19 protein-coding genes are annotated in these 23,907 nt (G+C 37.8%); 15 read left to right on the top strand and 4 right to left on the bottom strand.

Translation table 11 applies throughout. From position 1 onward, the window contains the following. Window position 1: 1 nt before the first annotated feature. Window positions 2-364, bottom strand: a complete 363-nt coding sequence (locus tag AAOP42_RS17735; protein WP_349529908.1) for a BlaI/MecI/CopY family transcriptional regulator — start codon at window positions 362-364, stop codon at window positions 2-4. Window positions 365-523: 159 nt separating this feature from the next. Here AAOP42_RS17735 and AAOP42_RS17730 point away from each other — a divergent pair, with 159 nt between their 5' ends. Then, window positions 524-1,075: an ExbD/TolR family protein gene (locus tag AAOP42_RS17730; protein WP_349529907.1), complete on the top strand. Its 552-nt coding sequence runs from the start codon at window positions 524-526 to the stop codon at window positions 1,073-1,075. Window positions 1,076-1,078: 3 nt separating this feature from the next. Then, the gene (locus AAOP42_RS17725) at window positions 1,079-1,546 is read left to right on the top strand and encodes an ExbD/TolR family protein (protein ID WP_349529906.1); all 468 of its coding nucleotides are present in this window, start codon (window positions 1,079-1,081) and stop codon (window positions 1,544-1,546) included. 3 nt (window positions 1,547-1,549) lie between these two features. On the opposite strand, the gene AAOP42_RS17720 is transcribed toward AAOP42_RS17725, so the two are convergent. Beyond that, complete coding sequence (locus AAOP42_RS17720) at window positions 1,550-2,815, bottom strand: hypothetical protein (protein ID WP_349529905.1); 1,266 nt, start codon at window positions 2,813-2,815, stop codon at window positions 1,550-1,552. 131 nt (window positions 2,816-2,946) lie between these two features. Here AAOP42_RS17720 and AAOP42_RS17715 point away from each other — a divergent pair, with 131 nt between their 5' ends. The 13 genes from AAOP42_RS17715 (at window position 2,947) to lpdA (ending at window position 18,710) form a co-directional block, all read left to right on the top strand. Then, window positions 2,947-3,699 (top strand): SDR family NAD(P)-dependent oxidoreductase, encoded by a 753-nt coding sequence (locus AAOP42_RS17715; protein WP_349529904.1) that lies wholly within the window; start codon window positions 2,947-2,949, stop codon window positions 3,697-3,699. Continuing rightward, entirely contained in the window at window positions 3,696-5,051 is a 1,356-nt protein-coding gene (locus tag AAOP42_RS17710) for a deoxyguanosinetriphosphate triphosphohydrolase (protein WP_349529903.1), read from the top strand. Before AAOP42_RS17715 ends, AAOP42_RS17710 begins: the two co-directional genes overlap by 4 nt. 79 nt (window positions 5,052-5,130) lie before the next feature. Next, the gene (locus AAOP42_RS17705; protein WP_349529902.1) at window positions 5,131-5,991 is read left to right on the top strand and encodes a hypothetical protein; all 861 of its coding nucleotides are present in this window, start codon (window positions 5,131-5,133) and stop codon (window positions 5,989-5,991) included. A gap of 60 nt (window positions 5,992-6,051) precedes the next feature. Next, window positions 6,052-7,701, top strand: coding sequence for an ArnT family glycosyltransferase (locus AAOP42_RS17700; protein ID WP_349529901.1), 1,650 nt, complete (start codon window positions 6,052-6,054; stop codon window positions 7,699-7,701). 132 nt (window positions 7,702-7,833) lie between these two features. Continuing rightward, window positions 7,834-8,355: an ATP-binding protein gene (locus AAOP42_RS17695; protein ID WP_349529900.1), complete on the top strand. Its 522-nt coding sequence runs from the start codon at window positions 7,834-7,836 to the stop codon at window positions 8,353-8,355. Next, on the top strand, window positions 8,356-9,423 hold the full coding sequence (locus AAOP42_RS17690) for a hypothetical protein (RefSeq protein ID WP_349529899.1): 1,068 nt from the start codon (window positions 8,356-8,358) through the stop codon (window positions 9,421-9,423). A 170-nt stretch (window positions 9,424-9,593) separates the two neighbouring features. After that, window positions 9,594-10,943 carry a PIN domain-containing protein gene (locus AAOP42_RS17685; protein WP_349529898.1) on the top strand — a complete coding sequence of 450 codons (1,350 nt, stop codon included), beginning with the start codon at window positions 9,594-9,596 and terminating at the stop codon, window positions 10,941-10,943. A gap of 4 nt (window positions 10,944-10,947) precedes the next feature. Beyond that, window positions 10,948-11,322 carry an ASCH domain-containing protein gene (locus tag AAOP42_RS17680; RefSeq protein WP_349529897.1) on the top strand — a complete coding sequence of 125 codons (375 nt, stop codon included), beginning with the start codon at window positions 10,948-10,950 and terminating at the stop codon, window positions 11,320-11,322. 83 nt (window positions 11,323-11,405) lie between these two features. Beyond that, entirely contained in the window at window positions 11,406-12,413 is a 1,008-nt protein-coding gene (locus tag AAOP42_RS17675) for a glycosyltransferase family 2 protein (RefSeq protein ID WP_349529896.1), read from the top strand. A gap of 184 nt (window positions 12,414-12,597) precedes the next feature. Continuing rightward, the gene (locus AAOP42_RS17670; RefSeq protein ID WP_349529895.1) at window positions 12,598-15,324 is read left to right on the top strand and encodes a 2-oxoglutarate dehydrogenase E1 component; all 2,727 of its coding nucleotides are present in this window, start codon (window positions 12,598-12,600) and stop codon (window positions 15,322-15,324) included. 40 nt (window positions 15,325-15,364) lie between these two features. Then, entirely contained in the window at window positions 15,365-16,870 is a 1,506-nt protein-coding gene (odhB, locus tag AAOP42_RS17665) for a 2-oxoglutarate dehydrogenase complex dihydrolipoyllysine-residue succinyltransferase (protein WP_349529894.1), read from the top strand. 41 nt (window positions 16,871-16,911) lie between these two features. After that, window positions 16,912-17,262: a four helix bundle protein gene (locus tag AAOP42_RS17660; protein WP_349529893.1), complete on the top strand. Its 351-nt coding sequence runs from the start codon at window positions 16,912-16,914 to the stop codon at window positions 17,260-17,262. 47 nt (window positions 17,263-17,309) lie between these two features. Further along, entirely contained in the window at window positions 17,310-18,710 is a 1,401-nt protein-coding gene (lpdA, locus tag AAOP42_RS17655) for a dihydrolipoyl dehydrogenase (RefSeq protein ID WP_349529892.1), read from the top strand. Between the two features lie 13 nt (window positions 18,711-18,723). Here lpdA and AAOP42_RS17650 read toward each other — a convergent pair whose 3' ends face one another. Both AAOP42_RS17650 and uvrA read right to left on the bottom strand, forming a co-directional pair. Then, window positions 18,724-20,919: a bifunctional alpha,alpha-trehalose-phosphate synthase (UDP-forming)/trehalose-phosphatase gene (locus AAOP42_RS17650; RefSeq protein ID WP_349529891.1), complete on the bottom strand. Its 2,196-nt coding sequence runs from the start codon at window positions 20,917-20,919 to the stop codon at window positions 18,724-18,726. A 128-nt stretch (window positions 20,920-21,047) separates the two neighbouring features. Next, window positions 21,048-23,876, bottom strand: coding sequence for an excinuclease ABC subunit UvrA (gene uvrA, locus AAOP42_RS17645; RefSeq protein ID WP_349529890.1), 2,829 nt, complete (start codon window positions 23,874-23,876; stop codon window positions 21,048-21,050). Between the last annotated feature and the right edge of the window lie 31 nt (window positions 23,877-23,907).

Below are 23,907 nucleotides of genomic sequence, written 5' to 3'. Positions count from 1 at the left end.
TTTATTTTGGTTTATTCAGGCCTTTATTGATCAGCTCTGAGAGTTCTGTTAGTTCTTCTTGTGACAGAGATTCTTCATTGGTAAAAAACGTCACAAGGTTTTTGAATGAATTGTCAAAATAGCCGCCCATTAGCTCTTTGAGCTTTTTCTTTCGGTACAAATCCTGCGGTATGGCTGCATAGTACCTATGGCTATTTCCAAAAGCATCATATAGGAGCAATCCCTTTTCTTCCAGGTTTCTCACCAGAGTAGAAACTGTGTTGTAATGAGGCTTGGGCTCAGGTAGTTCTTCAATAATCTCTTTGACGAAAGCTTTTTTAAGCTTCCATATTACCTGCATTATTTCTTCTTCTTTGCTTGTCATCGGTTTCATATAAACAAACATAAAACTAAAATAATTGTTGTGCAAACTATATATATAGTTTTATCAACTAGTCAATTGTTGCATCTGCTTCGATCAGAAGGTTTTTAGGTGAATGTGACTTTCTATTAACCATTGGATTGTTAGAAAAAAAGCATTCCTATGAAAATCAGAAAACGAAAACACGATCAGGAAGTAAATACAGGTTCGATGGCGGATATAGCTTTTTTACTCCTCATATTTTTTCTTGTAGCCACTACCTTGTTGCAAGAGAAAGGGTTGGACTTACAGTTGCCACGTAAAAAAGAGGACAATTCTACCAGCCCTCCGATCAAAGAAAGAAACCTTTTTAAAGTCATGGTCAATTCCAGACAGGAAATCCTTATTGAGGGAGAGTATAGAAAAGATCTGGTTGGGCTCAGGGATGAAATAAAGGCATTTGTATTGAACAATGGCAAACAGGAGCATTTATCAGAAAGCCCAAAAAAGGCTACTATTTCATTGAAAACAAGTAGAGGGACGAAATACGCTTCTTTTATACAGGTGCTTGATGAATTGAAAGCAGCATATTTTGAGATTTATGCAGAAAATATAGGACTGACAAAGAAGGAATATTTAAAGCTGAAGCAAAGTGACCCTCAACAAAACCAGTTGTATTTAAAGTCCAAGGAGGGTATCCCTATGAATATATCTATTGCTGAACCAACCATTTAACCTATGGCACATTTTAGAAAAAAAGCGTCTCGAAAAACTCAAATATCAACCTCTTCCCTACCGGATATTGTTTTTTTATTGCTGTTCTTTTTTATGGTGAGTGCTACTATCAAACCCAATGCAGAACTGTTGGCATACAAAGTACCCAATGCAGAAAATTTAGTCAAACCTGAAATGAAATTTCTGATAAAAGAGTTGGTAATTGGTTTTCCAAAAAGCCAAAAACTTGGCGTAACTTCAAGAATATCGGACGGAAAGCGGTATCTGGAAATCAAAGACATTGCTCAGTGGGCAACTGCTGCAAAAGCGGAGTTGCCTGAAAACTACAAAGACCAAATGATTGTATTGCTAAAAGCCGATGCTGATGTGGATATGGGATTGATAGCAGATATTCAGGAACAACTACGGGAAGTTGATGCGAGAAAAGTATTGTACCGAACCAGTGAATCTACCACTGATCCGATACAATAATCATCACCTGCGCTTCAATTCTACACTTTCATTGAACCAACATTCAACGTCTATTTTTTGCCCCACCTGATAAAGATTAGAGTGGATCTCCTCTGAAGAAGGAAAACTTGCTTGGGCTATTTCCATATTCCTGGTGTCGCCCGCAAGTTCGAATTGGTTATACGCAGCTATGAATATAGCCCGTCTTTTCACAATGTCTTTACCATCGGCACATTCCGAAAAACTGGACATGTACAGATTGCCAATAAGCGAATGTGCTTCTTTGCTTCCGTTGTTTTTGATTGCTTTGAAAGCAAACATTCTGGCATTTTCCTTTTCCTCCCTGAGAGTATAAATTTTAGCTAAATGGATGTATATATCAGATTTTGTTTCGGCATCCATTTCAAATGCCAGAGCTTTACCAAAAAGGCTTTCAGCTTCTTCTAATTTTTTCTGAGCCAAAACTCTACGGGCTTTGTAAAGTACAAGCTTTAGGCTTGGATCATATTTTATGACATATCCCAATGCACGGTCAAATGACTCGCTATTCTTGCAATCTGATTTCAAAGCCAGTTTCAAATAAAGTTTGGCCGAACCAACTGCCTCAAAATCGTCTGATAACGAATTGCCATACCTGTTTTCCAACATGGCACAGTCCAATACTACCAGATTCGTAAACATGGCATCAATTTTTGCCATGTATATATCCGAATCATCCGTAATTGATTTTCTGGATTCGACCAAAGAGGAAATGGCATCATATTCCGAAATAATTTCCTCATCCGACAATTGAATACCTGTTGCTTTTGACCTTCTCATTACATCCATGAAAGCCAGCAAATTGGGATTGGAAACCATCTCTGGAAACTCACTTACGTTCGTCGTAAACAACTTCAACAGGTCATTGTATTTTTCTGGTCGGTTGATCCAGTATTTGTAGGATGCAGTCAATTCAAGGTTTTTCACTTTCTCGGAGTTTCCAAATTCTGCAAACCTTCGTTGGTAAAGCGATAATGATTTTAACTGTAGCTTGTCCAAAGTTTCATTATCGGAGGTTTCATTCATGATGGCTTCCAGTACCTTTACTCCTTTGATAAATACGTTTTCACTGAGCTCGGGATCATTTTCCAAAAGCCAGTTCAATTCATTGTTGGCTTCCTGAAAATTGGCATTCGTGTATGCGTCTTTGAAAATAATGTTATGGTTGAAAATGTCTTCCTGTGCTATCTGAGCAAATAAATGCTGGATCGGGATGATGCAAATTATAAGCACCGTTTTTAGAGCTTTCATATTGTTTGCGTTTAGTTGTATTCCCGTTAAGACAAAAAACGTGCTAAAAAATAGTAGGATACTTCACATAGATTTATTCATACTTATTCCTTTTGCTTAATTTAGGTTTTTGAATGAAAAACAGAACAGAAATGAAAAAGATAGCTTTGGTGACAGGAGCCACTTCAGGAATAGGGGAAGCCATCGCCCGGGAACTGGCCGATAACTATGCTCTTATAATATGTGGCAGAAAGCAGGAAAAACTTGATGGACTGAAATCGGAACTCGAAAAGAAAACGGAAGTCATCTCACTGCAATTTGATGTAAGAAACAATGCGGAAGTAAATGCTGCTATAAGTTCATTACCCAAAGAATGGACGGAAATAGATATTTTGGTAAACAACGCTGGAAATGCGCATGGACTCGGGCCAATACATGAAGGAAATGTAGAGGATTGGGATGCTATGATAGACTCAAATCTAAAAGGACTGCTTTACGTCAGCCGAGCCATTACGCCTGGTATGGTGGAAAGAAAATCCGGACACATCGTGAATATAAGCTCTATTGCCGGAAAGGAAGTGTATGAAAATGGCAATGTCTATTGTGCCTCCAAATTTGGCGTAGATGCAGCCACACAGGGAATGAGATTAGATCTTAATCCTTACAATATCAAGGTAACCTCCGTCAATCCCGGTTTGGTTAAGACGGAATTTTCTAATGTACGATTTAAAGGAGACACTGAAAAAGCAGAAAATGTATATAAAGGATTAGACCCGCTGACGGCTAAGGATATCGCTGAAGTAGTGAAATTTGCTGTGGATCGACCAGTCAATGTTGCTTTGACCGACATTACAGTACTTGCTTCTGCTCAGGCATCTGCCAAACTTGTAAACAGAAAAGGATGAATTGGAAAGAACTAATTTCTGAAGAGCGTTTTGGCGATAAAAAGAAAAAAAGTGATGCTCCCATCAGAAGTGAATTTGAAGTTGATTTCGACAGGATTATATTTTCTCAGCCTTTCAGGAGATTGCAGGACAAAACCCAGGTTTTTCCTTTACCCGAACAAGATTTTGTACACACCAGGCTTACACATAGTTTGGAAGTGTCAAGTGTTGGCCGGTCACTGGGCAAAAATGTAGGTGCTGAGATAATCAATCGGAATCCGGATTTTAAAAATATCACTGCATTTGATTTTGGTGCGATCACCGGAGCGGCATCTCTGGCTCACGATGTGGGCAATCCACCATTTGGTCATTCGGGTGAGGAAGCAATTTCCGATTTTTTCAAAAGCAATCCCAAAAGCAACAAAATCAAAAATGAAGTTTCTGATGCCGAATGGAGTGATCTGATCAATTTTGAAGGCAATGCCCAGGGCTTTCGGTTGTTGATCCGCAACAACCTGCAAGGACTAAACATCACCAAAGCTACTTTGGGAGCATTTACAAAATACCCCCGACCTTCTTTGGTTTCTTCCAGAGACAAGATCAGAAAGAGCCAGAAAAAATATGGTTTTTTCCAAAGTGAAAATGCCGAGTTTGAAAGCCTGGCAGAAACTTTAAATCTACAATCACTATCAGATTCAGAAAAAATATGGTGTCGTCATCCGCTGGCATTTTTGGTGGAGGCTGCCGATGATATTTGTTACAATATCATTGACCTAGAAGATAGTTTTGGACTAGGCTTGGTAAGCTATCAAGAGGCTGAAGGTTTCCTTGCCAATATTTTGCAGGAAAGGTTTATGCCCGAAAAACTGACAGCCATTCCTGGTGAAAAGGAAAAAATCGGCGTACTGAGGGCTGTGACCATTCAAAAATTGGTACAACAGGTCACGGAAACGTTTTTGGAAAATGAAAGTGAGATCTTATCAGGAAAATTTGATAGGGCTCTGACAAACAACATTCCTGCATCGGATGCTTTGGACGAAATCGGGAAATTTTCGGTAGAGCGGATCTATAGATGTCGTCCAGTGCTGGAAAAAGAAGCCGCAGGTTTTGAAGTGATCAGTGGTTTGTTGGAATCTTTTGTGGAAGCAGTCTTTTTGAAGTTTTATTCAAAAGATTCCTATTCTCATCGCCATGAAAGTATGTATCGGTTGTTGCCTGATTATACAAAATACAAACTTGAAGAAAAAGAAAATACCGTTTATGAGAGTATGCTTTACGTGACAGATTTTATTTCTGGACTTACAGATTCTACCGCAATTTCTATTTTCAGAACTATTAAAGGGATTACCTTCCAAGGAAATCGAAGGGGATAACTTAAGTAAAAACTAAGCGTATTTCATTGAGAAGTTGAAGCATTTGTATTAAACTTATCATGGATTTAAATATAGCAACATGACTACTACCGATTGGAAACTGCTGGTTTTTCCGGATAAGGAAGAAATGATTTCTGCCAGACATCAATTTCATCAAGCCATACAAAATGTAGGATCAATCGGTAGGTCTTTTTTGCCGGAGCAACCGGGAGACATCAATGCCAATTTGGATTGGGATTCAAAACTACAGCGGTTGGCTGGTCGATGGATAGATAAAGACATACATTTCAGGTCTTCATTCAGTTTGAGTGAGTTTTCGGTATATCTGGTCGATGAGCTTTTTCATACCATTTCTTCTTTTCCTTTGCAGGGGGAAAAACAAGTGGATGTGATGGTGTGGTTGGAAGAGCAAATAGACATGCTTGGCCTGAACAGTAGCGACCTTTCTTTGAGTCTGCCTTATGAAATACCGGAATATCCTACAGCAAAGCGTGAGTCGTTTAACATAGAAGGAGAAGCCGCCGGGCGAGAATTCGAAGCATTGTTTCACAATACAGATTGGCTTTTAAAAGAAATAACTGCCGATATGGAAGGTGCTTCAAAAGTGAAATGCTGGCCCCATCATTTTGATATTGCTTCATTGATTACGCTGGTAGATACCGGCGATCCAGAAACTTCTAAAAGTATTAACATTGGCATGTCGCCAGGAGACGACAATTATGATGAACCCTATTTTTATATTTCCCCTTGGCCATATCCTGTAGAGGAATTACCAGATATATCAGAAACCGGTGGCTTCTGGCATGAACACAATTGGATTGGTGCTATTTTAAGAAGCTCTGATATTTCACATATCACCAGCGCTGATGAGCAACATGCCGCAGTACAGACCTTTTTTACAAAGGGGATTCCTGTACTCAGAAAACTGATGGGGAATTAACAGATCGGACGATAGTTTTAACAATAGATTATATCTTTGTTTTTTCGATCTCATAGCTTTATGAACCAATCCATTGATCCACTTATCAAAAAATACTTTTGGCGGGTCTTTTTCTTACTCCTGACCTTTGCGCTGTTTTCGCATCTTGATTATTTGCCATTAAAATTTGAGGAGCCGAGGAGAGGGGTGGTGGCATTGGAAATGGAAATGACGGGCAATTACCTGACTCCTACGATCAATGGAGAGTATTATTACAATAAGCCACCCATTTTCAATTGGCTGCTGGTTGCCCTGTTCAAAACGTTTAGTTCTTACGAAGATTGGGTGCTCCGCATTCCCACAGTATTGTCTTTTCTTTTGATCGCATTTATTAATTATAAGGTGGTCAGGAAAAAACTGGGAGACCAGGTAGCTGTGCTTTCTTCCCTGTTTTTTATCACCAGCACGGACTTGCTGTTTTATTTTTCCTTCCAGGGAGAAATCGACATGTTTTATTCACTGCTGGTTTACCTGCAAGTCATCACTATTTTATGGTTTTTCGAAAAGGAAAATTATAGGGCGCTTTTCCTGTTGTCTTATTTTCTGGTAGCTGTTGGTGTGCTCACCAAAGGCATTCCTTCTATGGCCTTTCAGGGATTTACATTGCTGGCATTTTTCATTTACCACCGACGATTTAAGCAACTTTTTAATATTTGGCATTTTGTTGGATTTGGTCTTTTCGTTTCTATTGTTGGAGGATATTTCTATTTGTACAACCAACAAAATGACGCCATTCCTTACATGGCTCGTCTGCTGACAGAATCGACGAACCGAACCGTAGTAGAAAAATCGTTTTTCGAATCCATCATCCATTTGTTCACCTTCCCGTTGATTCTTTTGGACATCCTGGCTCCCTGGCTGATCATTGCTCCATTGTTTATTACTTCATCTATTTTCACAAAAGCAAAACAATCGCAATGGATCGGATACATCGTATTGTTCTTTGTTTCCAATATTATTATTTATTGGATTTCTCCCGGTAGCAGAGACAGGTACCTCTATATGTTTGTTCCGTTCGTAACAACACTTTTTGCCTTTGTTGTCTGCAACTATTCTCTGGACAAGACCAAAATGCCAAAGCTGGCAAATGGACTACTAATTTTTCTTATAGGAATATTTGTAGTGGCAATGCCCGTATTGCCGTTCGTGCCGCTGGTTTCCACTGTGTCAGGTATTTCTGTGGTCACTGGGGTGCTATTTGTTTTGTTTATAGGTCTGTTGTTCCTCTATTTAAAAGCGAACACTCAAAAAATATTTGTTTTCATACTGTTTGTAGTAGTTGCCAGGATTGGTTTCAATTTCATTGTGATGCCGTTGCGTTTGGAAGATGAGCATCGGGACAATTATAAATTGCATGTAACCAATATGCTGGAAATAGTGGGTAACCAACCTTTTTCCCTCCATTCGAAAATAGAATACTCAGAGAAAAAACTACCCTTGAGCACTACCATTATTCCCTATCAGGAAATGGCTTACAATCCTTTCCAGTTGACGTACTATATTGAGAAAGGCAGAAAGAAAATTTTCGAGTTTTCAAACGAGAAAAGAAAGGGTGTTTTTTACCTGTCGGAAAAAGCTTTTTATGAAGCACAACCCGAAAACAAAACAACATTCTACGAGTTTCACCTTGGCAAAAGGGGCTTTGATTTTGTGTTGTTTCAATATGAGTAGAGTGATATATGGGTTATATTTGGTTTTATGGTTTTATGAAGATCACAGCAAAACCATCAAACAATTTTACTTATTAAGTGAAGTAGAGTTTTCAAGAGTAACCAATGTTCTTTTTGTTCGACAACAACTATTTTGAGTAATTTAGTCTTTATAGGAGGCATTCATGGTGTTGGAAAAGGCACTATTTGCGACAAAATTTGTGAGCAAACGAATTTTGTACATATAACTGCGAGTGAAATTTTAAGGTGGGATGAAATAAGCAAACCTGACAATAAAAAAGTCGTGAATATCCAGAATACACAAGACAGACTGATAACAGGACTAAGGAAGACGTTAAAAAAGAATAAAGACTATTTATTAGATGGCCATTTTTGCTTATTCAACTCAGAAGGTGAGGTTGAAAATGTACCAATTGAAACGTTCAAGAATATTGCACCCAAATTAATTTCAGTCGTCACGACTGAGATTAATTTAATTAAAGAACGATTAGAAAAGAGAGATAGCAAAGCCTATGACTTTCATGTTTTAAAGAATATGCAAAACTCTGAAAAAGAATATGCCCGAGAAATAGCATTGAAGCTCACGGTTCCGTTTTTTGAAATAAAAGATGGGGATTACAGTAAACTTATTAATCTAATTTCTAATCTCAAATAAATGGATAATTCATTCTTTTTAAGATCCCATTCCAAATCCATTGAAATAAAAAGATTTCATATATGCACATGGGAATTCAATAATAATACTTCACTAGTTGAATTTGGAATAGAAGTAAAATCTAGCAGTCTTAAAGACCATGATGAATTGACTTTGGAGCTATATATTCCTTGGTTTGAAAAAGGGTGTGTCACCAAAGATTTCTACGACAAACTAAAAAGTTCGGATAACAGTAGGTTTATATTTAATGACTCAGTATCAAATACCAGTTCTTTTGATGGAGGGCAAAACACTCGAGGAGTAATTCATGATTTTAGCGGGAGACAAAAACTTTGTCTTATACCACCAAATATAACTTCTGATTTCGAACACCATAAAATTCTCCTGGACTTAGAGTTGAGTGATTACAGATCCAAGGCTGATGCAGAGACCAATTTGTACATTAGGATCGGTGTTGAGCCTAAGGCCAAAACAATATCAACAAAGAAAAAAGGTATCGGGAAATCAACAATCATTTTTGATTTAAAGGTTAATGAGGAGAGGAATATTCCCAATTCTCTTTTGACCGAATTTAAGAGTAATTTTCCTTGTGCAATCGAGACCTGCTTTTGTTTTCATATTGTTCCAAATAATTACAACATCACGTTTTTTGAATCAGAGCATCTGCAAAATGTTAGAGCATTAGAATTTGAGCCATTCAAAAATTATCTCGATGACAAAAGGCTGAAAAGAGATGAACTAATTGTAATATTCAGCAAGAAAAGTGGTTCGGAGAGTTATTCCTTCTTTTCTATTTACACAAAAGAGAGAATTGGAGCCAGTCAATTTGCTGTGGCCATATTAATCAATATTATTTGCGGGTTTTTATTTGCTTTGCCTGCTATCCGAAATGAGATACCCTCTGAGGTGCCAATGCGAGATATGATTAATTATCCTCCGATTGAATTTTATCTGGCGGTCATTTTGGCTTTATCTGTTCTGCTTTATTTCTTCTACCCTAGTCTTTCCATTGCTTTCAGAAAAGGGGTCAATTGGATTGTTTCATTTCTTCCAATTAAAAAACAATGAAAGTACTACTCGACACCAATATTATTATCCATCGGGAAGCTAATAAGGCTTACAACCTTGACATTGGGCTGCTTTTCAATTGGCTTGACAAACTTAAATTCGAAAAATATATTCATCCATTGACGGTTGAGGAGTTGAATAGGTATAAAGACCAAAACGCCTTAAAGACAATGAATATTAAAATTGAGAGTTACAATCAATTGAAATATCAAGCACCTTTAAGTGATATTATTAAACAGGTAAGCCAGCAAGTTGATAACTTACAAAACGACCTTAATGACACACAAATTTTAAATGAAGTTTTTGAAAATCGAGTTGATTTGCTAATTTCAGAAGACAAGAAAATACACACCAAAGCAAAACTCTTAGGAATAAGTGATAAAGTTTTTCGTATTCAAACCTTCTTAGAGAAAGTAACAGCTGAAAATCCAGAATTATTAAAGCATAAAGTTTTAGCGGTAAAAAAAGTTGACTTTGCGGAGGTTAATTTGCAAGACAGTTTTTTTGACAGTTTTAGAAACGACTATACAGAGTTCGACAAATGGTTTAACAGTAAAGCAGAAGAGCCTTGTTATGTATGTTACAGCGACAATCAACTAATAGCTTTCCTTTTCATAAAAATTGAAAAGGCTGGAGAAGAAAGTTATTCTGAGATAACCCCTGTCTTTAAACCTAAAAAACGACTAAAAATCGGGACTCTGAAAGTAACTGGTAATGGTTACAAAATTGGAGAACGGTTTCTGAAAACCATATTTGACAATGCTTTACTTTTTAAGGTTGAAGAAATCTATGTTACAATTTTTGACAAACGACCAGAACAGGAACAACTAATCGAAATGCTTGAAGACTGGGGGTTTACTAAACATGGCATTAAAACAACTCAGAACGGTGAGGAGCTTGTCTATATAAGAGAGTTTAATAAAAATCTTCCTGTAAATATTGAAAAACCAAAACTTTCTTTTCCATTCTTTTCAAGACAAACTGATAAGTATTTGATTAGAATTGAGCCACAATATCATACAGAATTGTTTCCTGACAGTATTAACACAAAAGAGGATAAAGCGAAATATACCGAGAATGAACCTCATAGGAATCGAATTAGTAAGGTTTATATATCACACTCACCAGACAGAAATTTAAAATCCGGTGACATTGTTATCATATACAGAATTGGTGAAACAAAGCCCAAAATATTTTCAAGTACTGTAACAACAATCTGTATTGTTGAGAGCATAAAAAACAACTTCAAAGATTTTGATGATTTCTTCAATAGCTGTAACAGGAGGACAATGATTTCAAAAGATGATTTAAAAACAAAATGGTGGGACAAATTTCCTAAATACAAACCCTTTGTCATAAACTTTCTTTACGCACATTCATTACCAACACCAAAGCCAACATTAAAGAATTTAATAGATTTAAAAATATTTGCTGACCCAATGAGCTTACCTAAGGGATTTGCTAAATTGACCAACGAACAGTTTAATGATTTAATTAACTTTGCATACAGCAGAAGATAGGAAAATGAAGGTATTATTATCTATAAAACCAGAATACGCAAATAAGATTTTCTCAGGAGAGAAAAAATTTGAATTCAGAAAAAGGGTATTTAAAAACCTTGAAGTACATACAGTTGTAGTTTATTCAACAATGCCAGTAGGAAGGATTATCGGTGAGTTTTCTATCAAACATATCCATCAAGATTCTCCTGAATCTATTTGGCATAAAACAAAAAGATTTTCAGGTATTGACGAAAATTTCTTCAACGAGTATTATGATGGAAGAGACTTGGCTTTTGCTATAGAAGTTGATAATCCTGTTTTGTACAAAGAGCCAATTAATCCGAAAGAACAGTATGCTAATTTTACAGCTCCTCAGTCTTTTAAGTATTTAGTATAAATGCCTACCAAAAGAGGTGACACATTTTGTTAAATAATGCAACGTCGTTTGTACATTCAACATTCCCAAGCCATAAAAAACCATTGCGTAAATACTCGATAATAGTTCCCGTTTTCAATCGTCCTGAAGAAACAGCAGAATTGCTGGATAGTTTGGCGAAACAAAGGTTTAAAGATTTTGAGCTTCTGTTGGTGGAAGATGGCTCTGATCAGAAAAGTGAACATTTGATAGAGCAGTATGCTGGCTGTGTAGAAATAAAATACTTTTTCAAAAAAAACACTGGGCCCGGTGACAGCAGAAATTTTGGGATGAAACAGGCAACAGGTGATTACTTTCTGTTCTTTGATTCTGACTGTGTGTTGCCTGAAGATTACCTCCAAAATCTCGATGGCCAGCTTCAGAGAAGAAACCTTGATGCTTTCGGTGGTCCGGACAGAGCGCACGAGTCTTTTTCCGATACACAAAAGGCCATCAATTATGCCATGACCTCATTTTTCACAACTGGTGGAATCCGTGGGGGCAAAAAGCAATTGGATAAATTTCAGCCCCGTAGCTTCAATATGGGTTTTTCCAAAGAAGTGTATCTAAAGGTTGGTGGTTTTAGCAACATCCACCCCGGAGAAGATCCGGATTTAAGTTACCGAATAATGGATGCCGGGTTTAAAGTCGGACTGATTCGAGAAGCTTATGTATATCACAAGCGCAGGATTGATTTCGGAAAATACGTCAAGCAAGTGTATAAGTTTGGCGTAGTGCGTGTAATCCTCAACAAGTGGCATCCTGAAAAAAAAGGCCTTGTGTTTTACCTGCCGTCTTTATTTTTATTGGGGAGTGTAGCTTTGATATTAGGGGCATTTGTCCTTAGTGCATGGGTGTTAACGCCTTTATTGTTTTTTGTGGTTTTAATTCTCTTTGACTCCTTGTTAAAAACCAAGTCTCTTTTCATTTCCATCAAAGCAGTATTCGCTTCATTCATTCAGCTCTATGGCTATGGCTATGGTTTCTTGAAATCTTTTTTCCTGATCAAGGTATTAGGCAAAAATGAAAAAGAAGCTCTTCCCGATTTTTTTATGGGAAAAGGAAAACCTTAGGCTTAATAACGGTATCATTAACAAAGCTTAGTTGTTTACATCAATATGATTGTGTGGTAATTAATTGCTTATAACAAGCCTAAATTGAATAAATTCAAAATAAATCGTTTACACGATTATAGGGTTTTATAATTAAGAAGTATTATCATATATTTGCTTTCTAATTATTCAACATATTTCCTCAATGGACAAGTATAGTTATATAGCAAATGCGCATAGTGCTGTTATCGAAGACATGTATGAAGCATACAAGTCAGATTCTGAATCGGTTGATCTTTCATGGCAAAGGTTTTTTGAAGGGTTTGAGTTTTCCCAAACAAAATTCGGAGAGAACGGACAACCTGCTCAAATTTCAGGAGGCAACTATTCAGAAAAAGAAGTTCTTGTTCGGGATTTAATACATGCTTATAGATCGAGAGCACATCTTAGATCAAAAACTAATCCGGTAAGAGAAAGAAAAGAAAGGTATGCTATTCTGGATTTAGAAGATTTTGGGTTGACAGAAGCAGATCTGGACACTGAATTTGAAGTAGGAAAACTGATTGGAATAGGAAGGGCTTCTTTGAGAAAGATAATTGATTCCTTAAAATCAATCTACGAAAAATCCGTGGGTTTTGAGTACATGTATATAAGGAGACAGTCAATACTCGAATGGTTTAAAACTAAATCAGAATCTGAAGCCTTAAACTTTAACCCTTCACTTGAAGAAAAGAAAAGGATTCTCTTTAAACTGAATGAAGCAGTCGTCTTTGAAAACTTTCTTCACACTAAATACCTAGGGCAGAAAAGATTTTCCCTCGAAGGGGGAGAAACAACTATTCCGGCACTGGACGCAATTATCAACACAGGGGCAGACTTAGGAGTAGAGGAGGTTATGATTGGTATGGCTCATAGAGGCAGGCTTAATGTTTTGGCCAATATCATGGGAAAAACTTATGAGCAGATATTTAATGAGTTTGAAGGAGGAATAGTGCCGGATCAAACCATGGGAGATGGTGATGTTAAATACCACATGGGATATTCCAGTATTGTTGAAACTCCTTCTGGTAAAAGAGTTAATCTTAAGCTGGCACCTAACCCATCTCACTTAGAAGCAGTCAATCCGGTTGTCGAAGGTTTTTTGAGGTCTAAAGCCGATAGGTTATATAATAATGACTACACCAAGATATTGCCTGTAATCATACATGGAGACGGAGCAGCGGCAGGCCAGGGAATTGTGTACGAAATGGCACAAATGTCGAAATTGGATGGTTATACCACAGGTGGTACCATTCACTTTGTCATCAACAATCAGGTAGGATTTACTACAGATTTTGCTGATGCAAGGTCTAGTATATACTGTACAGATATAGCTAAAATCATTGATGCACCAGTACTCCATGTAAATGGAGACAATCCTGAAACTGTGGTTTTCTGTGTCAAACTAGCAGTAGAATACAGACAGAAATTCAAGAAAGACATCTTTGTGGATATGGTATGTTACAGAAGGCATGGCCACAATGAATCGGATGAACCTAAATTCACACAGCCATCATTATACAATATTATATCCAAACACCCCAATCCGAGAGAAGTTTACAATAGGTCTTTGATTGAACGTGGGGATGTTGATGCGGGACTTGCTGAATCAATGGATAAAGAGTTTAAGGATATGCTGCAAGACAGATTGAATCTTGTAAAGCAACATTCATTGACTTATGAGTATCAGGAAGTAGAACAGGAATGGAAAGAGCTTAGAATTTCGAAACCAGAAGATTTTGAATTATCCCCGGATACCAGCATCTCTCAGGGGACAATAGATAAAATAGCCAATGCGCTAATAAAAAAGCCTAAAGACTTTAAGCCAATCAAGCAAATTGAAAAAGTACTTAAGCAACGAAAGGAGATGTTTTTTGATACTAAAAAACTAAACTGGGCGGCTGCCGAACTTTTAGCTTATGGGTCTATTCTTTTAGAAAATAAAATTGTACGACTTTCGGGTCAGGATTCTCAGAGAGGAACATTTTCTCATAGACATGCTGTTCTTAAAGACTCCAATACCAATGAACCTTACAATAGCTTAGATCATATAGAAGAGGGCCAGGAGAAGTTTAGAATTTTTAATTCACTACTTTCCGAATATGGTGTATTGGGATTCGAATTTGGGTATGCTATGGCCAATCCTAATGCATTGGTAATTTGGGAGGCACAATTTGGTGATTTTGCAAATGGTGCTCAGGTGATGATTGATCAGTTTATTTCTTGTTCCTATACTAAATGGAGAAGAATGAACGGTCTTGTATTGTTGCTACCACATGGATATGAAGGCCAGGGGCCTGAGCATTCCAATGCCAGGCCAGAACGCTATTTGCAACTTGCTTCTGGAAACAACATGTACATTGTAAACATGACCAAACCGTCTAACTTATTTCACATGATGAGGAGACAACTGGCCATGCCATTCAGAATGCCATGTATTGTGATGTCACCAAAGTCTCTTTTCAGGCATCCGCTAGTGGTATCTGACCTTGAAGAATTTACGTCAGGAAGGTTTCAAGAGGTGATTGGAGATAATTATGTAACAGCCGGCAAGGTGAAAAAAGTATTGCTTTGTACCGGAAAGGTGTATTTTGACTTGCTCGAAAGACAACAGCAGGACAAACGAAAAGACATAGCAATCATTAGATTGGAGCAATTGCACCCATTCCCTAAAAAACAAGTAATGACTGAATTGAAAAAATACAAAAATGCTGAAATTCTTTGGGTACAGGAAGAGCCTGAAAATATGGGTGCATGGTCATTTATCTTGAGGGTTTTCCGTGAAGTAAAAAAGGATGTTATTTCCAGAAAAGCTGCGGCATCTCCAGCAACAGGTTTTGCAAAAGTTCATCTCAAAGAGCAACAAGATATTGTTGATCAAGCTTTTGCCTAATATTAAAAAAGACCTCAAAAAACATTAAAAAAATAAGAAAATGATCGAAATCAAAATACCGGCAGTCGGTGAGTCTATAACAGAAGTTACTATATCACAGTGGCTGAAAAAAGAAGGCGAATATGTAGAAATGGATGAGGTGATATGTGAACTGGAATCCGATAAAGCTACATTCGAAATGAATGCTGAATCGGCAGGGGTTTTGCACCACAAGGCCGAAGAAGGTGATACTTTAGAAATAGGTACATTACTTTGTGAAATTGATGAAACCAAAGTGGTGAAGTCTGAGAAAAAGGCGGAAAAAGCAGAAGAAAAAAAGAGTTCTGAAGCCAGCGCATCTACGGGAGAAACACTGGAAATGAAAGTGCCTGCTGTTGGAGAATCTATTAATGAGGTTACCATTTCCAATTGGATGAAGAAAAGTGGGGATATTGTTACGTTGGATGAGCCGATAGCTGAAATAGAATCTGATAAAGCAACTTTTGAATTGACTGCAGAAGCAACAGGAAAACTCGACATTGTAGCACAAGAAGGAGATACGTTAGAAATTGGTGCTTTGATATGCACTATTGAGGTAACTGATGTTGCTCCGGCAACTTCAACTCCGGTAGAAGCTCCAAAACCAGTTTCCGATTCTGATTCCGGAAATTATGCAGCAGGTCACCCTTCTCCGGCAGCAGCCAAAATATTGGCTGAAAAAGGAATTGCTGCCTCGGCAGTACAGGGATCAGGTGTAGGCGGAAGAATCAGCAAAGAAGATGCTATTTCTGCACAAAAAGCAAGCACTCCTTCTTCTCCTAAAACCACCAGCACTGATGAAAGTGCTACGCCATTATTTGGTGCTGGAAGAGAACAAAGAAGAAAAAAGCTCTCCCCTCTTAGAAAAACGGTTGCACGTAGGTTGGTTTCCGTGAAGAATGAAACAGCCATGCTAACTACATTCAATGAGGTAGATATGCAGCCGATCATGGATTTGAGGAAAAAGTACAAAGATGCTTTCAAAGAAAAATATGAAGTAGGCTTAGGATTCATGTCATTTTTCACCAAGGCTTGCTGTCAGGCATTACAAGAATGGCCTGCAGTGAATGCCATGCTTGATGAAAACGAAATAATATACAATGACTATTGTGACATTTCAATTGCTGTATCAGCACCAAAGGGATTGGTAGTACCAGTTGTTAGAAATGCAGAGTCAATGTCTTTTGATCAAATAGAGAAAGAAATCATTAGATTGGCTACAAGAGCAAGGGACAACAAGTTAAGCATAGAAGAAATGCAAGGTGGTACATTCACTATTACAAATGGAGGGGTGTTTGGCTCTATGCTTTCTACTCCTATTATCAATGCACCACAATCCGCTATTTTGGGCATGCACAACATCATACAAAGACCTGTAGCTATCAATGGTGAAGTAGTGATCAGGCCAATGATGTATGTAGCACTTTCTTACGATCACAGGATCATAGATGGAAGAGAATCTGTTAGTTTCTTGGTGAGGGTTAAAGAATTATTGGAAGACCCAGCTAGGCTAATGCTTGGAATCTAATCTGGTAAATTGTATTGAGTATATAGAATTGAAAAAAAACAGTGCATAAGTATAAAGAACTCGAAGTTTGGAAAAAATCTATTGATCTTGGAGAATTGGCATATACATGTACTTCAAATTTTCCCGATAGTGAAAAATTCGGCTTAACTAATCAAATAAGGAGAAGTGCAATTTCAGTGGCTTCAAATATTGCCGAAGGAGCAGGGAGAAATGGCAAGAAAGAATTTGCTCAATTTTTAGGATATGCTTATGGGTCTAGTTGCGAACTTGAAACACAATTAATTTTAGCTGAGAAAATAGGCTACCTAAATATGTCTGATAAAAATATGTTGATCAGTTTAATCGATATTATTCAAAAGATGATATTTAGGTTGAAGAAATCATTGGAGTGAATTTCACAATACGAAATACACCGTACAAAATACTAAAAAAAGAAAAAATGCAATACGACGTAACAGTAATAGGATCAGGCCCGGGTGGTTATGTAGCTGCCATTAGATGTGCACAATTGGGTTTCAAAACCGCTATTGTTGAAAAATACAATACCCTTGGCGGAACGTGTTTGAATGTGGGATGTATTCCTTCAAAAGCATTGCTTGACTCTTCAGAACATTTTCACAACGCAGAGCACACATTCAAAACGCACGGCATTGACATTAACAAACCAAAGGTAAACTTTGGGCAAATGATATCAAGAAAAGACGATGTGGTAAAGCAGACATGTGATGGCATTGATTTCCTGATGAAGAAAAATAAAATTGATGTGCATCATGGTTTTGGTTCTTTTGTAGATAAAAATACGATTAAAATTACTGCAGCTGATGGCAAAGAATCTCAAATTCAATCTGAGAAAATAATTATCGCTACAGGATCTAAACCTTCTTCATTGCCTTTTATCAAAATAGACAAAAAGCGGGTAATCACAAGCACTGAAGCATTAGCATTGAAAGAAGTACCAAAGCACCTGGTTATCATTGGTGGGGGTGTAATTGGTTTGGAATTGGGTTCTGTTTATGCCCGATTGGGTGCGAAGGTTTCCGTTGTGGAATTTTTGGACAGGATAATCCCGGGAATGGACGGCACAATGAGCAAAGAACTGACCAAGTCATTGAAAAAACTTGGATTTGATTTTTATCTGAAACATAAAGTAACAGGAGTAGAAGCCAAAGGAAAAAATGTCAAAGTAATTGCCGAGACCCCAAAGGGAGAAAGTTTGGAACTTGATGGAGACTATTGTCTGGTTTCTATTGGAAGAAGGCCTTACACTGAAGGTCTCGGATTAGAAAATATTGGAATAGCAACGGATAAAGGTGGAAGGATCGAAACGGATGAACATCTAAGGACGTCAGTAAGTAATATCTATGCAATTGGTGATGTGGTAAAAGGAGCTATGCTTGCACACAAAGCAGAAGAAGAGGGAACACTGGTTGCAGAGCAAATGGCTGGTCAAAAACCTCACATCAATTACAACCTCATACCCGGAGTGGTATATACATGGCCTGAAGTAGCAGCTGTTGGTCAGACTGAAGAGCAGCTTAAAGAAGCTGGCACAGATTACAAAGTTGGCTCATTTCCATTTAAAGCGTTGGGTCGAGCCAGAGCAAGTATGGATGTAGATGGACTTGTGAAAGTATTGGCAGATAAAAATACAGACGAAATCCTTGGAATTCATATCATTGGTGCTCGTGCTGCCGATATGATTGCTTCAGGAGTAACAGCTATGGAATTCCGAGCTTCAGCCGAAGATGTGTCACGCATGTCGCATGCTCACCCGACTTATATGGAAGCAGTAAAAGAAGCTTGTCTGGCTGCTACGGAGGCAAGGCCTATTCACATATAAAAAAGAGGCTGTCTTATGTGATAGCCTCTTTTTTGTTTGTACACAACGAAATCAACAACTTGCGGACGTCACTATAGTCGGTGACACTATACTTAGCTGCTGATGGTGTATTACCAACTTTGATGGTAAAGGCATTTTCGGGCATGGCTTTGAAAGTATCCTCGTCAGTCCAGTCGTCTCCAGCAGCCATATAAAACTCTGCATTGGCATCTTTGAGCCATTTTTGAGTTGCGCGTCCTTTATTTACTTCGGAACTTTTTATTTCCACTACCATATCACCTTCCAGTACGTGAAGGTTTTGGTCAGATGCTAAATATTTTAAGTGGCTGGTCAACTCTCTGGTTCTCAGTTCACCAAGCCCTGTTTCAACTTTTCTATAGTGCCATACCAAAGAGTAATCCTTTTGTTCAATAAAAGATCCGGGAGTTCTTCCTACATAATCTTCCAATACATCATTGATATCCTTTTTCCAATTGTCTTTTAACATGGCAAGCGTTTTCCATTTTTTCCCATGTAACCTCAACCAAACACCATGTTCAGCTATTAAGTCAAGGCTATATTGACCGAACCATCTTTCAAGCGTTTCTTTATCGCGACCGCTAATAATTACTACTTGGTTTTTGGGGTTTTCAGAAAGTTTTAGAATGATATTTTTAAGTTCATCATCGGGACTGGCCTGCTGCGGATCACCATGAAAAGGAGTAAGTGTACCATCGTAATCGAGAAAAATTATTCTACTTTCAGCATTTCTATATGCTTCTTCCAGAAGCAGTTGCGATGCTTCATCCAAAATCTTGGTCTGCAAAGCCAATTGTTGAGACTTTATATAGTCCAAACGTTCCATAAACAACTTTACCCAGTGGTGAATGTTGTATCTCTTGAGAGAATTTTGCATTACTTCCAGGTTTTTAATCTGTTCCTTTTCCGGCATTTCCAGTGCCTGTTTAAAAGCACGAACCATTTGCTCAATATTATTTGGGTTGATCAAAATAGCCTCGGAAAGTTCTTTGGATGCACCAGCCATTTCGCTTAATACAAGAACTCCCTTTTTGTTTAATTTACTGGCTATAAACTCTTTTGCTACCAGGTTCATTCCGTCCCGCATTGGGGTGACAAGAGCAACTTTTGCCATGCGATAAAACGCCGATAAGGCATGTAAAGGAAATGATCTGTAGAAATAATGAATTGGAGTCCAAATCATTCTGCTAAAGTTTCCATTGATTCTACCCACCAAAAGATCAATCTCTTCTTTTAGTTCTTTGTATTTACCTACCTGGTCACGGGAAGGCACTACCACCATCAGTAAAGAAACTTTTTCTTTGTACTCAGGATACCTTTGAAGAAAAAGCTCAAAAGCCCTAAGTCTCTGGGGAATTCCTTTGGAATAGTCTAATCTATCAATCGACAACATGATTTTAGTTTCTCCAATAAGCGTTCTGTACCGAACTTCTTTTTCTAAAGTCTCAGGGTCAGCTGCCACAGTAGCATATTTATCATAGTCAATACCCATGGGAAGAGCATCAACCAAAACCTTTCTGCTACCTAAGCTTATTTGACCATGTGAATTACCTATACCAGCCAACCGATTAACTGACGACAAAAAGTGACGCATGTCATCGTAAGTATGAAACCCAAGGAAATCTGACCCCAACATACCCATAAGCAGTTCTCTTCTCCATGGTAGCAACCGGAATGTCTCGTACGAGGGAAAAGGAATGTGTAAGAAAAAGCCTATACTGATCTTGGGATATTTTTCACGAATAAGTGCCGGCAGCAATAGCAACTGATAGTCATGAATCCATATTTTATCGCCTTCTTCTGTGAGTTCACTTAGCTGATCAGCAAATTTTTGATTTACCCTTTTATATGCCTGCCAATATCTTTCTTCATATTCAGCATATTGATTGAAATAATGAAAATTGGGCCAAAGTGTTTCATTACTAAAACCTTCATAATATTCCTCAATTTCCTTTTCTGTAAGGAAAACAGGACTCATGTTACTCTTTTTCAGGTTTTCTATGGCGTCCTGTTTGTCTTTTTCTTCTTCTATAGCCACTCCAGGCCAACCCATCCAAATATTCCCTCCTTCTTTATATATGGATCCTAACCCTGTGGCCAGACCTCCTTCACTGGGAATGTAAATATATTTTCCGTCTTCTTTTTTAAGTTTTACTGGTAATCTGTTTGATACAATAATAGTTTTTGGCATTGTTTATTTTTTTGAAAAAGTTCAATTGAAAACTCACATAAGAATTCTCAACAATGAATTATTGTAGTGGGAATTCAAAGATACCTTGAATAGAACAAAATGATAAGAAACCAGATATTTAAATATTATTACGATTTGGATGGAAGAAATAATTTTTCCTTTAGAAAAAAGGCTGTGTAATTTTCTTCGAGCTTCGCCATTTCTTCGGGAGTACCTGTAAAACAAATATTTCCTCCCAGATTTCCTCCCTCCGGGCCTAAGTCTATTATCCAGTCAGCCGATTTTATGATCTCCATATTGTGCTCTATGATGATCACGCTGTTTCCCTGAGCAATTAAAGCATTGATGGAGTCTAAAAGTTTTTGGATATCTTTAAAATGAAGCCCTGTGGTAGGCTCGTCGAAAATAAATAGAATTCTCTCTTTATGTATAGTATTCCCCTTTCCCAAAAATGAGGCAAGTTTTACCCTTTGGGCTTCTCCTCCACTTAGTGAATTTGATGATTGACCCAATTTGACATACCCTAATCCGACATCCGACAATGGTCTGAGACGGTTGACTATCGATTTATTTTCTTCGAAAAAAGAGAGACTTTCTTCAATTGTTAAATCAAGTACATCTGCAATATTTTTCTCTTTGTAGGTTACTTCAAGCAATTCAGATTTAAACCTCTTTCCCTTGCATTCATCACATGTCAGATGGAGATCCGCCATAAATTGCATCTCTATTTTGACTACTCCCTCTCCCTGACAAGTTTCACACCGACCTCCTTCTACATTAAATGAAAAGTGAGCAGGTTTATAACTTCTTTGTTTTGAGATCTTTTGCTCGGCAAATAGCTGACGAATAGCGTCATAAGCTTTTACATACGTTACGGGGTTGGACCTGGAGCTTTTGCCAATAGGATTTTGATCCACAAATTCTATCTGATCAATGTCCTTATAGTCACCGTCCAGCAGGTCATATTTACCAGTTGTTTCACCTGTAATCCCCAGAATTTTACCCAATGCAGGATAAAGTATTTTCTTAATAAGTGTTGATTTCCCCGACCCGCTTACTCCGGTTACCACAGTCAACACACCAAGAGGAAACTCAACATCAATATTTTTTAAATTGTTTTCCCGAGCACCATGTATTTTGATAACCCTTTTTGAGGTTCTTCTTTGCTCAGGAATTGCTATTGAGTCTTTTCCGTTTAAAAACCGGGCAGTATGGGATTTGTCATTTTGAACAATTGCTTCCCAATTGCCTTGAAATACCAATTCTCCTCCATGAATACCAGCATCGGGTCCTATATCAATAATTTGGTCGGCTTGTCTCATCACCTCCTCTTCATGCTCTACCACTATAACTGTATTGCCCAGGTTTTTAAGCCTGTTGAGTACAGTGCCCAGCTTTTGGGTATCACGAGGGTGCAGGCCAATGCTCGGTTCGTCAAGGATGTACATAGAACCTACCAGTGCGCTACCCAAAGATGTAGCCAGTTTGATTCTTTGATATTCTCCACCCGATAATGTTGATGTCAACCTGTTGAGTGTTAAATAACCCAAACCTACCTGATCCAGGTAGGTTAGCCTGTTTTGTATCTCTGTAATAATTCTTTTGGCTATCTTCTGATCATGATCTGATAATTTCAAACTATTAAAAAATTCAAGATTCTCAGCTATTGGCTTCAGTATTATATCAGATATTGTAGCACGATCTATTTTGACATAGTTTGCATCTTTTCTTAGCCTTGTACCTTTACAATCAGGGCAAACTGTTTTGCCACGGTATCGAGACAGCATCACCCGATATTGTATTTTGTGAAGTTGTGATTCTATGAAAGAAAAGAAGTTATTTAAGCCTTCAAAATATTCGTTTCCAGTCCATAAAAGTTCATATTCCGCTTCACTCAGGTCTTTTATGTCCCGATGTATAGGGAAATCAAATCTAATGGCATTTTTTACCAGTGGGTCTAACCATTTTTTCATGGTTTCACTTCTCCAGGGCACAATGGCTCCTTCATAGACTGACATATTTTTGTCTGGTATTACCAAATCCGGATCTATACCTAATACCTTTCCGAACCCTTCACATTTTCGGCACGCTCCATAAGGGTTGTTAAAGCTAAAAAGATTTACTGATGGCATTTCGAAATGCATGCCATCCAATTCAAACTTATCTGAATACGATATCGGCTTCTCTCCCAAATACCTTATAATACATGTTCCTTCTCCTTCAAAAAAAGCTGTTTGTACAGAATCAGAAGTTCTAAATACAATGTCTTCATCTTCCTTGTTTACAGAAAGCCGATCTATTAGTATTTCAACATCCTTTGGATCAAGAGCTTCGATTTCTGTTTCTTCTATAAACTTCAATTCACCTTTAACCAATATTCTGGTAAACCCTTTGCTTAATAAAATCTTGGTTTCTTCAAGAAGGCTCCTGTCCTTTTGGATAAAAGGTGCAGAGATGGTAAACTTGCTTCCGTCAGGTTTTGAGTTGATAGCATCTACCACAGAGCTCACACTATCGCTATCTACTACGTTACCACTGACCGGAGAATATGTAATTCCTATTCGGGCAAATAGCAATTTTAGATAATCATAGATTTCCGTTGATGTGCCTACTGTAGATCTGGGATTCCTTGTATTTACTTTTTGTTCAATTGCTACTGCAGGTGACACTCCTTTGATGTAGTCAACTTCCGGCTTTTCCATTCGTCCAAGAAATTGCCTCGCATAGGAGCTCAAGCTTTCTACATATTTTCGTTGACCTTCAGCGAATAGCGTGTCAAAAGCAAGTGAAGATTTACCTGAACCGGAAAGCCCTGTAATGACCACCAACTTGTTTCTGGGGATAGCTACGCTTAAATTTTTAAGGTTATTTACTCTTGCACCCTTTATAATTATGTGATTTCTTGGATCCAGATGATCTATGGATTCGGAAGAATTGTTTGAGGGTTCTATTTGCATGAGTAAAGTTCGAAACGAAAATTAATCGGCA

This window comes from Reichenbachiella sp. MALMAid0571 (genome assembly GCF_040151475.1).
Taxonomy (GTDB): Bacteria; Bacteroidota; Bacteroidia; order Cytophagales; family Cyclobacteriaceae; genus CAXBNB01.
This window is presented reverse-complemented; position numbering and strand designations above follow the sequence as displayed.

Coding starts and splice junctions, on each gene's coding strand:
- AAOP42_RS17705 (WP_349529902.1), top strand. CDS start 5,131: ATGACTACTACCGATTGGAAACTGCTGGTTTTTCCGGATAAGGAAGAA.
- AAOP42_RS17670 (WP_349529895.1), top strand. CDS start 12,598: ATGGACAAGTATAGTTATATAGCAAATGCGCATAGTGCTGTTATCGAA.
- AAOP42_RS17710 (WP_349529903.1), top strand. CDS start 3,696: ATGAATTGGAAAGAACTAATTTCTGAAGAGCGTTTTGGCGATAAAAAG.
- AAOP42_RS17730 (WP_349529907.1), top strand. CDS start 524: ATGAAAATCAGAAAACGAAAACACGATCAGGAAGTAAATACAGGTTCG.
- AAOP42_RS17680 (WP_349529897.1), top strand. CDS start 10,948: ATGAAGGTATTATTATCTATAAAACCAGAATACGCAAATAAGATTTTC.
- lpdA (WP_349529892.1), top strand. CDS start 17,310: ATGCAATACGACGTAACAGTAATAGGATCAGGCCCGGGTGGTTATGTA.
- AAOP42_RS17725 (WP_349529906.1), top strand. CDS start 1,079: ATGGCACATTTTAGAAAAAAAGCGTCTCGAAAAACTCAAATATCAACC.
- AAOP42_RS17715 (WP_349529904.1), top strand. CDS start 2,947: ATGAAAAAGATAGCTTTGGTGACAGGAGCCACTTCAGGAATAGGGGAA.
- uvrA (WP_349529890.1), bottom strand. CDS start 23,876: ATGCAAATAGAACCCTCAAACAATTCTTCCGAATCCATAGATCATCTG.
- AAOP42_RS17720 (WP_349529905.1), bottom strand. CDS start 2,815: ATGAAAGCTCTAAAAACGGTGCTTATAATTTGCATCATCCCGATCCAG.
- AAOP42_RS17700 (WP_349529901.1), top strand. CDS start 6,052: ATGAACCAATCCATTGATCCACTTATCAAAAAATACTTTTGGCGGGTC.
- AAOP42_RS17690 (WP_349529899.1), top strand. CDS start 8,356: ATGGATAATTCATTCTTTTTAAGATCCCATTCCAAATCCATTGAAATA.
- AAOP42_RS17735 (WP_349529908.1), bottom strand. CDS start 364: ATGACAAGCAAAGAAGAAGAAATAATGCAGGTAATATGGAAGCTTAAA.
- AAOP42_RS17650 (WP_349529891.1), bottom strand. CDS start 20,919: ATGCCAAAAACTATTATTGTATCAAACAGATTACCAGTAAAACTTAAA.
- AAOP42_RS17685 (WP_349529898.1), top strand. CDS start 9,594: ATGAATATTAAAATTGAGAGTTACAATCAATTGAAATATCAAGCACCT.
- odhB (WP_349529894.1), top strand. CDS start 15,365: ATGATCGAAATCAAAATACCGGCAGTCGGTGAGTCTATAACAGAAGTT.